The following is a 10,005-nucleotide window of genomic DNA, read 5'->3' on the forward strand; positions in this document are numbered from 1 at the left end:
CACCGTTCGAGGTGGTGAGGAACGAGGCGATGCCCATGTCGATGCCGACCACGGACCCCGTCGCCGGAAGCGGTTCGGGCTGCGCCTGCTCGGCCCGACTGACCGTCACCCCGGAGGCGCAGCGAACTCCGGCGCTTCGCGCCTCCGGGCCAAGGATCGCATTCCCGCCCGGCCCAAAGGCCGGGATTCCCTGCGAAGACAGGGATGGAGGCCGGAGCTGGTGCTGCTTGTCCCGGGCCGCTCACGGCAGCTGCCGAATCCCTCCCCGGGGCTTCAACTTAGCTGGTCGCGCACGAGATCAAGGAATGCCTGTCGGCTCGGACGGATGTGCGCCCAGACCTTCTCGTCCTGTGGCTCTCCCGGGTCTTCGGGGCCCTTCCTGATCACCTCCTGTACTGCCCACGCGAGGCTGCGTGCCGCTTCGCTGACCTCGGACGCGCACAGTACGTGGATCGTCTTCTGCGTCACCCACACCCTGTCAAGGACCTGCCTTGCCCTGGTCTGCCACTGCTCGTCAGCCAGGTTGTGGTGATACCGATCCACCGCGACTCGTTCTGCTTCCTGCACCGCGGACAGAAACGCGATGAGGTGCGTGAGACGCTCGTTGCGGCGCGCCTCGGCAAGTTCACGGACACTGCGGCGCGCCTCGCCTCGTTCCAAGGCGCGTCCTGCCGAGTGTTGGGCCAGCATCGACATGAGCCCGCCGAGCAGGACGCCGATGAGCGGCGCAAGCGTTGTCCACACAACGTCCGATTATGACATCGATGGCATGAACACGGCACGGGGGGTTCGGGCAGTACCGGGCCGGACCGGGACGCGCAGACGGCCAGGTTGTCGCAGCCTTCGACAACGGCGGGCAGCAGACGGCGGACGCTCACGCCGCGGCCGACGCCGACGCAAGCCCGGCAAGCTCCATGCCGACAAGGGCTACGACTACTCCCACCTGCTCCAGCCGCATCCGACACCGCATCGCCCGCACAGGCATCGAGTCCTTCCTCGACGACAGGGATCGTGAACTGACTGTCGCTCACGGCGGCTGCGCCCGACACTCGGTGACGGTCACGTCTCGACGTGCTCCGAGGGTCGATGCGAGCAAGGCACCATGCGATGAATGGATCCTGGGCCCGTTTCGGGGACGCGAATCCTTGTCGTGCAGGGCCCGCCGTCGCCTTTGTAGTCGTTACACCCGCAAGGAGGGTAGGGAGGGAAGGGCAGCTTCGCCATGCACGGACTCCCGAACCAGCCCTGGTCAGGAACCGGTTCCATCCCTGATCGGGCAAGGAGCGCCGCAGCCTCCCTCCGTGCGTTGATGACCACGTATGCGGCCTTCTCCCAGGCCTCCGACTGCTCATCAGTGAGAAGGCTCCGAAGATCTGACATTCGTTCACTCCTTGGAGCGAGGGCGTAGCCATGTTCTCGGCGACACGAGCACGTTCTTACACAGCCACTTCCAGTAATGCACACGCGATCCCGGCCTACATGTGGATCAAGAGCTGGCGAGCGTAGTGTGACTCGGCTGTCCTCACCCGACTACGGGTCGTCATCCGGGCGAGCGCCGGGGCGCCGATGCCACGGCGGCGGCCAGCGCGGCGATCCGGTCGGGTCCCACGCGGCAGCAGCCGCCGATCAGCCGCGCCCCGGCGGCCGCCCAGTCCCGCATCCGCTCCGGGGCGAAGGACCCACCGCCGCGCCAGGACCGGTCGCCCGCGTCCCACTCCTCCCCGCTGTTGGGGTAGACGACGACCGGCTTTCCGGTGGCCTCGGCCGCGATCCGGACGGCCCGCGCGGCGTCGTCCGGTGCGCAGCAGTTGACCCCGACCGCGATCACCTGGTCGTTCCCCGCAGCGAGCCCGAACGCCTCCGTCAGCTCCTGTCCGGCGCGCGTCCGCTCCCCGTGGATCGTGTACGAGAGCCAGACCGGCACCCCGCACCCCTCGGCCGCCCGCAGGAGCGCCTCGGCCTCGACCGCGTCCGGCACCGTCTCGAGCGCCAGCACGTCAGGTCCGCCCTCCGCGAGCGCCTCGATCCGGGGCCGGTGGAACCGCTCCAGCTCGCGCACGCCCAGCCCGTACCGTCCCCGGTACTCGCTCCCGTCCGCGAGCATCGCCCCGTACGGTCCCACCGACCCGGCCACCCAGACCGGCCGCGCGGCCCCCTCCCCCGCCGCCCGGGCCAGTTCCACGCTCCGCGCGAGCAGCTTCCCCGCCTCGGCCCGTCCGACGCCGCGCCGGGCGAAGCCCTCGAAGGTGGCCTGGTAGCTGCCGGTGATCAGCACCCGGGCACCCGCCCGTACGTACGCCGTGTGCGCCGCTCCGATCTGCTCGGGGCCGTCGACGAGCAGCCGCGCCGACCACAGCTCGTCACGGAGATCGCACCCCTGCGCCTCCAACTGGTGGGCGAGTCCGCCGTCGAGGACGAGCACCTCGTCGGCGAGCGCCTCGGCGAGCGTACGGACGGGTCTCATCGCGCGCCTCCGCTCAGCCGAGCTGGGACTGGACCTGGGCGGAGATCAGCTCCAGGTGGTCCAGGTCGTCGAGGTCGAGCACCTGAAGATAGATCCTGGACGCGCCGATCGCTCCGTACCGGCCGATCTTGTCCACGACCTCGGCGGGCGAGCCGGCCAGGCCGTTCGCCTTCAGCTCCTCCACCTCGCGCCCGATGGCCGCCGCCCGGCGGGCCACCTCTGCGTCGTCCTTGCCGACGCAGACCACCAGGGCGTTGGAGTACACGAGCGCGTCGGCCCCGCGGCCCGCGGCCTCCGCGGCGGCCCGGACACGCCCGAACTGCCGCTCGCTGTCCTCCAGGGAGGCGAAGGGGATGTTGAACTCGTCGGCGTACCGCGCGGCCAGGCGCGGCGTGCGGCTCGCACCGTGTCCGCCGATGAGCACCGGGACCCTGTCCTGGGCCGGCTTCGGCAGCGCGGGCGAGTCGGTGAGCTGGTAGTACTCGCCGTCGTAGGAGAACGTCTTGCCGAGTTCCGTGCCCCACAGCCCGGTGACGATCGCCAGCTGCTCCTCGAGCCGGCCGAACTTCTCCTTGGGGAACGGGATTCCGTACGCCCGGTGCTCCTCCTCGAACCATCCCGCGCCCAGGCCCAGTTCGATCCGGCCGCCCGACATCTGGTCGACCTGGGCGACCTGGATGGCGAGGACGCCGGGGAGGCGGAAGGTGCCGGCGGTCATCAGGGTGCCGAGACGGATCCGCCGGGTCTCCCGGGCGAGGCCCGCCAGGGTGATCCAGGCGTCGGTCGGCCCGGGCAGCCCGTCGGCGGAGCCCATGCTGACGTAGTGATCGGACCGGAAGAAGGCGTCGAAGCCGAGGTCCTCGGTGGCCTTGGCGACCGTGAGCAGGGTGTCGTAGTCGGCCCCTTGCTGGGGCTCGGTGAAGATTCGAAGATCCATGCCTCCATCCTGCACCTCGGGGCGGCCGTCAACCTCTCCGTCAGCCCCACGGACGCCGCGGCTCGGTCGGGTGAATATCCGGCTCTCCGGCGGGGCGCGGCCCCGTGGGGCAGTGACCGGGGCCCGGCGTCGTCGTTGGCTCGGGCGGAGCCGGACCGCCCGGCCCGCGTGCCGGCGGCCGCTGCCGGTGCGTCGTTCTCACGTGTGGCCCTCCCTCGCGGGAAGGGCCTGGGCCGAGGAGGCCGCCATGTCCCAGGAAGCCGCCCCCGAAAGGGTGCTGCCCGAGCAGCCGGTACAGCAGTCCGTGCCCGAGCAGAAGGGCTCCGGCGCCCCCAAGGGCCTGTTGCAGCAGATGGAGGAGCTGATGGCGGCGCTCGACGCCGACCTGTCGCGGTTCGACGCCGACCTTCAGTCCTCGGCGGACCGCCAGGATTCCCGCGCCGGGGACGGACCCCGCGCGGACTGACAGCGCCCCGGCCGCCCTCCACTCGCCTTCCCCGCGCCCGCGCCCGCGGTCGCCGTTCATCGCGGCGCCGCCGGGCCCGCCCGGCCCCGGGCGGCATCGGGCGGCCGGTCCCGCTCCCGGATCGCGAGTCGGCACAGCATCCCGCGCACCCGGTCGTTCGACTCGTCGGCGGCGTCGATCGCCTCGATGCACTGCCAGTACAACCCCTCCTCGTCGGTCGCGCAGGCCACGCCGACCAGGGCGATGCCCACCTCTCCCAGGAGCGCGCCGAGCGCGGTCAACGCCACGCGCGCGTTCGTCACTTCGGTCAGCTGGGCGGCTCTCGGTCCGCCCGTCCGCAGCACCGGGTGGTCGGTCACCCCGCGCCCGCCGCCGATCTCGCTGAGCCCCCGCGCCTCGCTCCGCAGCTCCTGCGGTCCGCAGAGCGCGAGATGACTCCCTATCGCCTGCGCGAGGGCCTGGGCCTGCCAGGCCTCCGCGACGATGTCCAGCGCCGTCCGGCTCTCCGCCAACGCGTGTCGGCCCGCCGCGATCAGTCGCTCCGCTTCCATGGACGCCGCCCCCGTTCGTACGACTTACTGCCCACTGAATCCATTACCCAGAGTGAAGGCGCCTGAGCCTAAACGCCAGAGGAATTCGGAAATCTGTGGACAGGAAGCTCGATGGGGATAAGTCGATCACTCCGAAGAGTGACGATCACCGTTTTCAGTGGCGTTTACGTCCGCTCCCGGGGCCGGCCGTACGACCGGGAAGCGGAGTTCGTTCCTGTCGATCTTCGCCGACAGCGCGGCGAGCGGGTCGACGCCCAGCACCTCGCAGAACTGCAGCAGATAGGCCAGCACGTCTGCGACCTCGTCCTCCACCCGGTGCGCCTTTCCCGGGTCGTCCATCACGCGCTCCGCCTGCTCCGGCGTCAACCACTGGAAGATCTCCAGCAGTTCGGCGGCCTCGACGCTGAGCGCCGCCGCCAGGTTCTTCGGCGTGTGGTACGGCTGCCACGCCCGCGCCGCCGCGAACTCGGTCAACCTGCGCTGCAATCCCGCTACATCCAGTTCACTCACGTCCCAGGTCTACCACCGACACCCCCGGTGTCTCGCGTGCGGATTCCGCCGCCGCCTCCCCCACCGCGCCGACGAGCCGGATGTGCCCGTCGGCGCAGATACCGGCGGCGAGACCGAGGAGCGCACGGAGCTGGGGCCCGTCCAGACATCCGTCGAGGCCGTCGGCGAGGACGGTCAGCGTCCGCATGGCGGAGGGCACTTCGGCGAGCTGGTCCATGGCCAGCACGCCGGGTCCGGTGAGCAGGACGAGGGCGAGGGCCAGGTAGCGCAGTTCGCCGTCGCCGAGCCGGCCGAGCGGGGTCACGACAGGAGCGCTGCGCGGCCCCGGAATCGCGAAACCGCCCGGCACGCCGCCCGCCGGCCCACCTGCCACCCCTCCCGCCGGCCCACCTGTCACCCCTCCCGCCGGCCCACCTGCCGCCCCCCTCGGGCCGCGCTCCAGGAACGCCCGCACCGTCGCGTCCGGCAGCTCCTCCACGCGCAGCCCGGTGACTACGCCCGCGCAGCCGGCGTTCGCCACCGCCGCGAGCCGGGCATGGCGACGCGTGCACTCGGTGGCGGTTCGGTGCAGCACCTCGGCCAGGTTGTCGCAGCCGCGCCGCAGCCGCGCCTCGCCCATCGGCGCGGGAGCCCGCATCCGCGACGGCTGGGGGTCGCACGCGAAGACCGAGCGCAGGGCGACGACCACCTGCTCCGCGGCGGCCAGGACCTCCAGCTGCCCCTTCGTCTTCCCGGCCACGCGCAGCGGCAGCAGGGCGGTGCCGAGCAGACCGTCGGGGAACGGCGCGCGGGTGACGGGAGTGGCGCCCGCGGTGTGCCATTCGGCCTGGACGGTGCTGCGGCCGGGGTCACGGAGGGCGGTGGTGAGCAGCGTACGGCCGCGGCAGGTGAGCCGTTCGCCGACGATACGCAGGGAGGGTTCGACCTGGACCGCGAGGTCGAGGCGGACCGGTCCGGCCGGGCCGTCGACGGTGCAGCCGATCCGGAAGCCCCGCCTCCCCTGAGCGTCGGGCCGAGCGCGCTCGGGCACGCAGGCGACGGCGTCGGGGAAGGCGGCGGCCAGGTCCTCCCCCGCGCCGAGCCTGGCCAGCGCCTCGTACGCCCGCAGGGCGGTGGACTTTCCACTGCCGCTGGCCCCGGTGAAGAGCGTCACGGGGCCGAGCGGGTGGACGGCGGCGCGGTGCGTGGCGAAGGCGGAGAGACGGAGTTCGGTGACGGCGGGCCGGGCGGGCCGGACGGCGCCGCCCGCCGGGCCGGCCGTTGCGCCACCGCGTAAAGGGGACCGGACCGGGCTCCGTGCCTGGGTCGCGCCGACGAGGGAGGCGGCGGCGCGGGGGAAGGGGACGGAATCAGGCGTGCGGTCGGGCGTGGGGCCGCCGGTGGAGTCCATGATCGGACCGTACGCAGGACCGCGGATGACGAACCGTTACGCCCTGACCATCTTCCTACGATCGGGGGACGGCGACTCCCGTCAGGTCCTCGTCCGCCTCCGCGTCGGACACGCCCTCGACCTCCGTGCCCGCGGGCGCGAGCAGGAAGACGTTGCGGTCGACCCGGTGCATGACGCTGCCGAGCCCGAACACGACGCCGCTGCTGAAGTCCAGGATGCGCTTGGCGACGTCGGTGTCGGCGCTCGTCAGGTCGAGGAGTACCGGGATCTGCGCGATGAGGTACTCGGCGACCTCGCGCGCGTCAGCGAAGACCTGCACGCGCAGGACGATCATGCGGCGCTGCTCGGCCGCCTCGTACGGGTCGGGCATCGTGCGGTGGTCGACCCTGGACGGCCATTCGTCACGGCCGCGCAGGGGCAGGACCTGGGCGAGGCCCTCCCACTGCTCGTCGGTGACGTCGTACCTCTCGTACCTACTCATGCACCCATCCTCCCGTTACTCACCCGTTCGGCCCAACAGCGACACGAGCCGACTCGGGTGTGCGGTCAGCGTTCGACCGGCAGTCCGCGCGGTTCCTTGATCCGTTTCATGATGATCTGCGAGTTGACCTCGGTGACCCCGGTGAGCGAGGTCAGCCGTTCGATCCAGAGCCGTTCGTACGCGGCGAGGTCCGCGACCGCGATCCGCAGCAGGCAGCCGGGGCTCCCGAACAGCCGGTGCGCCTCGATGACGTCGGGGATGTCCCGCAGCGCCTCCTCGAAGGCTTCGACGGTCTCCCGGTCGCGCCGCACCTCGATCGAGACGAGCACCTCGAAGCCCCGCCCGACGGCCGCGGGATCGATGACCGCGCGGTAGCCCCGGATCACGCCGTCCTCCTCCAGCTGCCGCACCCGCCGCAGGCAGGCCGAGGCGCTGAGGCCGATGCGCTGGGCGAGCTCCAGGTTCGTCAGCCGACCGTCCTCCTGGAGCTCACGCAAGATACTGCGATCGATCCTGTCCATGACGCAATTATGCACGGCACATCTGAGGGCTTCGTCCCCGAATTCGCAATCGCATTCCCTAGATGCTGACCTATCGTTGCGAAGGCGACACCCTTCGAGCTCGGGGAAGACAGACATGCAGTGGACACGCGACGACCGGCCGCGCCGGATCACCCTCATCAGCACGGGCGGCACCATAGCCAGCCGCTGGCAGGGTTCCGGGTACGCCGCCGACGCCTCCGGTGACGACGTCCTGGCCACCTCGGCACTGCCCGAGGGAGTGACGGTCGAGGTCGTGGACCTGTTCAACGTCAACAGCTCCCGGATGACCTCCGTCCGTCAGCTCACCCTGCTGCGCGCGGTCCACGCGGCGCTCGCCGACCCCGGCGTGGACGGTGTCGTCGTCACCCACGGCACGGACACCCTGGAGGAGTCCGCCTTCTTCCTGGACCTCCACCACACGGACCCCCGACCGGTCGTCTTCACCGGCGCCCAGCGGCCGCTCGGTACGGGGGACGGCGACGGCCCCGGCAACGTGTACGACGCCCTGCAGGTCGCCGCCACGGTGCGCGACCTGGGCGTGCTCGTGGTCTTCGACGGCCGGGTGCACGCGGCGCGCGGCACCGTGAAGACGCAGACGCTGGCGGCGGACGCGTTCGCCGACCCTTCGGAGTCCAGCCTCGGGAAGGTCGGTTTCGGCAGCGTGGACATCCGCCGCAGCCCCGACCGGCCCGCTCCGCTCCCCCTGCCCACGGCCGCCGTCGAGGACCTGCCGCGGGTCGACATGGTGATGCACCACAGCGACGGCGACCCGCTCTTCCTGAACGCCTCCGTCGCGGCCGGCGCGCGGGGCGTCGTTCTCGTCGGTACGGGCGCGGGCAACGCGACCCCGGAGATCGTCGAGGCCGTCGGCGCGGCGGTCGCCCAGGGCACCCTCGTGGCGCTGAGCACGCGGGTGCCGGCCGGCCCGGTCGCCGAGCTCTACACCGGCGGCGGGGCCGTGGACCTGGTGGCCGCCGGAGCCGTACCGGCCGGAACGCTGCGTGCGGGGCAGGCCCGGATGGCCGTCCTGGCGACCCTCCTGTCCGACGTCGCCCCGGAGCGCCGGCCGGGGCTGCTGCACCGTCTGCTGAACGGCCCCACGCGTCCGGAGCCCGCTCTGACGGCGGTCGGCTCACGCTTCAACGGCACCTCCTGACGCGCAGCCGGCCCCTCCCCTCCCCTTCTCCTCTCCCCTCCCTCCCCTCCCCCTCGAAGGCACCTCGATGACGACTGTCGCCCGCCGTGAGCACGACCTCCTCGGAGAGCGGGACGTGCCCGCCGACGCGTACTGGGGCATCCACTCCCTGCGCGCCATGGAGAACTTCCCGATCACGGGAACGCAGATCTCCGTCTACCCTCAGCTGATCGACGCGCTGGCCGCCGTCAAGGAGGCGGCCGCGCTCGCCAACGAGGAACTCGGCCTGCTCTCCCCGGCGAAGACGGCCGCGATCGTCGCCGCCTGCCGTGAGATCCGCGGCGGGAAGCTGCACGACCAGTTCGTGGTGGACGTCGTCCAGGGCGGCGCCGGAACCTCGACGAACATGAACGCCAACGAGGTCGTCGCCAACCGCGCCCTCGAACTCCTCGGCCACGCCAAGGGTGAGTACCAGCACCTCCACCCCAACGAGGACGTCAACCTCAGTCAGTCCACCAACGACGTCTACCCGACCGCCGTCCGGATCGCGGCGATCACGGCCGTCCACGGTCTGCTCCAGGCGACGGCGGTGCTCCAGGACGCGTTCGCCGCGAAGGCCCTCGAGTTCCGCGACGTCCTCAAGATGGGGCGCACCCAGCTCCAGGACGCGGTGCCGATGACGCTGGGCCAGGAGTTCTCCACGTACGCGGTGATGCTGGACGAGGACCGCAACCGGCTCGCCGAGGCCGTGGAGCTCATCCACGAGATCAACCTGGGCGCCACCGCCATCGGCACGGGCCTCAACGCCCCCGCCGCCTACGCCGAGACGGCCCGCCGCCACCTCGCCGAGATCACCGGCATGCCGCTGGTGACCTCGGCCAACCTGGTGGAGGCGACCCAGGACTGCGGCGCCTTCGTCCAGCTCTCGGGCGTCCTCAAGCGGCTGGCGGTCAAGCTCTCCAAGACCTGCAACGACCTACGCCTGCTCTCCTCGGGCCCGCGCGCCGGCCTGAACGAGATCAACCTGCCCGCCGTACAGGCCGGTTCGAGCATCATGCCGGGCAAGGTCAACCCGGTGATCCCGGAGGTCGTCAACCAGGTCGCGTTCGAGGTGATCGGCAACGACATGACGATCACGATGGCGGCGGAGGGAGGCCAGCTCCAGCTGAACGCCTTCGAACCGATCATCCTGCACTCCCTGGCGAAGAGCATCACCTCGCTGCGCGCGGCCTGCCTCACCCTCGCCGAGCGCTGCGTGCTGGGCATCACGGCCAACGTGGACGAGCTGCGGGCGGCGGTCGAGAACTCCATCGGCCTGGCCACGGCGCTCAACCCGTACATCGGCTACACCGCCGCCACCGCGATCGCCAAGGAAGCGCTCCTGACGGGCCGAGGCGTCGCCGAACTCACCCTGGAGAAGGGCCTCCTGCCCGCGGAGCGCATCGCGGAACTTCTGACCCCGGAGCGCCTGACGGGCATCGAACCCCGCCCGGTCGGCTGAGCCGACGGGGAGCCGAAGTGACCGGCCC

At 71.6% G+C, this 10,005-nt stretch carries 12 protein-coding genes; 3 read left to right on the forward strand and 9 right to left on the reverse strand.

Features of this window, described 5'->3' with window-relative positions:
• Nucleotides 1-273: 273 nt before the first annotated feature.
• From ACFUJR_RS37565 to ACFUJR_RS37580, 4 genes are all read right to left on the reverse strand, one after another.
• Nucleotides 274-744: a hypothetical protein gene (locus tag ACFUJR_RS37565; RefSeq protein WP_383179273.1), complete on the reverse strand. Its 471-nt coding sequence runs from the start codon at nt 742-744 to the stop codon at nt 274-276.
• A gap of 315 nt (nt 745-1,059) precedes the next feature.
• Nucleotides 1,060-1,380, reverse strand: coding sequence for a DUF6422 family protein (locus ACFUJR_RS37570; protein WP_383179270.1), 321 nt, complete (start codon nt 1,378-1,380; stop codon nt 1,060-1,062).
• Nucleotides 1,381-1,540: 160 nt separating this feature from the next.
• Complete coding sequence (gene mmuM, locus ACFUJR_RS37575; RefSeq protein ID WP_383179267.1) at nt 1,541-2,464, reverse strand: homocysteine S-methyltransferase; 924 nt, start codon at nt 2,462-2,464, stop codon at nt 1,541-1,543.
• Nucleotides 2,465-2,477: 13 nt separating this feature from the next.
• Nucleotides 2,478-3,401 carry an LLM class F420-dependent oxidoreductase gene (locus ACFUJR_RS37580; RefSeq protein WP_383179264.1) on the reverse strand — a complete coding sequence of 308 codons (924 nt, stop codon included), beginning with the start codon at nt 3,399-3,401 and terminating at the stop codon, nt 2,478-2,480.
• 247 nt (nt 3,402-3,648) lie between these two features.
• Here ACFUJR_RS37580 and ACFUJR_RS37585 point away from each other — a divergent pair, with 247 nt between their 5' ends.
• Entirely contained in the window at nt 3,649-3,867 is a 219-nt protein-coding gene (locus tag ACFUJR_RS37585; RefSeq protein WP_383179261.1) for a hypothetical protein, read from the forward strand.
• A gap of 56 nt (nt 3,868-3,923) precedes the next feature.
• Here the strand turns inward: ACFUJR_RS37585 and ACFUJR_RS37590 are convergent, their stop codons facing one another.
• The 5 genes from ACFUJR_RS37590 to ACFUJR_RS37610 form a co-directional block, all read right to left on the reverse strand.
• Complete coding sequence (locus ACFUJR_RS37590; protein WP_383179258.1) at nt 3,924-4,418, reverse strand: DUF6099 family protein; 495 nt, start codon at nt 4,416-4,418, stop codon at nt 3,924-3,926.
• Between the two features lie 126 nt (nt 4,419-4,544).
• A complete protein-coding gene (locus tag ACFUJR_RS37595) occupies nt 4,545-4,928 on the reverse strand; it encodes a nucleotide pyrophosphohydrolase (RefSeq protein ID WP_383179256.1) in 384 nt (127 codons plus the stop codon).
• A complete protein-coding gene (locus ACFUJR_RS37600; RefSeq protein ID WP_383179253.1) occupies nt 4,921-6,318 on the reverse strand; it encodes an ATP-binding protein in 1,398 nt (465 codons plus the stop codon). The genes ACFUJR_RS37595 and ACFUJR_RS37600 overlap by 8 nt, the downstream gene beginning before the upstream one ends.
• 55 nt (nt 6,319-6,373) lie before the next feature.
• Nucleotides 6,374-6,799: a cell division protein SepF gene (locus ACFUJR_RS37605; protein ID WP_383179250.1), complete on the reverse strand. Its 426-nt coding sequence runs from the start codon at nt 6,797-6,799 to the stop codon at nt 6,374-6,376.
• 65 nt (nt 6,800-6,864) lie between these two features.
• Entirely contained in the window at nt 6,865-7,320 is a 456-nt protein-coding gene (locus ACFUJR_RS37610; protein WP_361440853.1) for an Lrp/AsnC family transcriptional regulator, read from the reverse strand.
• A 115-nt stretch (nt 7,321-7,435) separates the two neighbouring features.
• On the opposite strand from ACFUJR_RS37610, the gene ACFUJR_RS37615 reads away from it, so the two are divergent.
• Both ACFUJR_RS37615 and aspA read left to right on the forward strand, forming a co-directional pair.
• Nucleotides 7,436-8,497 carry an asparaginase gene (locus tag ACFUJR_RS37615; protein ID WP_383179246.1) on the forward strand — a complete coding sequence of 354 codons (1,062 nt, stop codon included), beginning with the start codon at nt 7,436-7,438 and terminating at the stop codon, nt 8,495-8,497.
• Between the two features lie 67 nt (nt 8,498-8,564).
• Nucleotides 8,565-9,977 carry an aspartate ammonia-lyase gene (gene aspA / locus ACFUJR_RS37620; protein WP_383179242.1) on the forward strand — a complete coding sequence of 471 codons (1,413 nt, stop codon included), beginning with the start codon at nt 8,565-8,567 and terminating at the stop codon, nt 9,975-9,977.
• The last annotated feature ends 28 nt before the right edge of the window (nt 9,978-10,005 follow it).

Source organism: Streptomyces sp. NPDC057271, from assembly GCF_042668715.1.
In the GTDB taxonomy this organism is placed as follows: Bacteria; Actinomycetota; Actinomycetes; order Streptomycetales; family Streptomycetaceae; genus Streptomyces.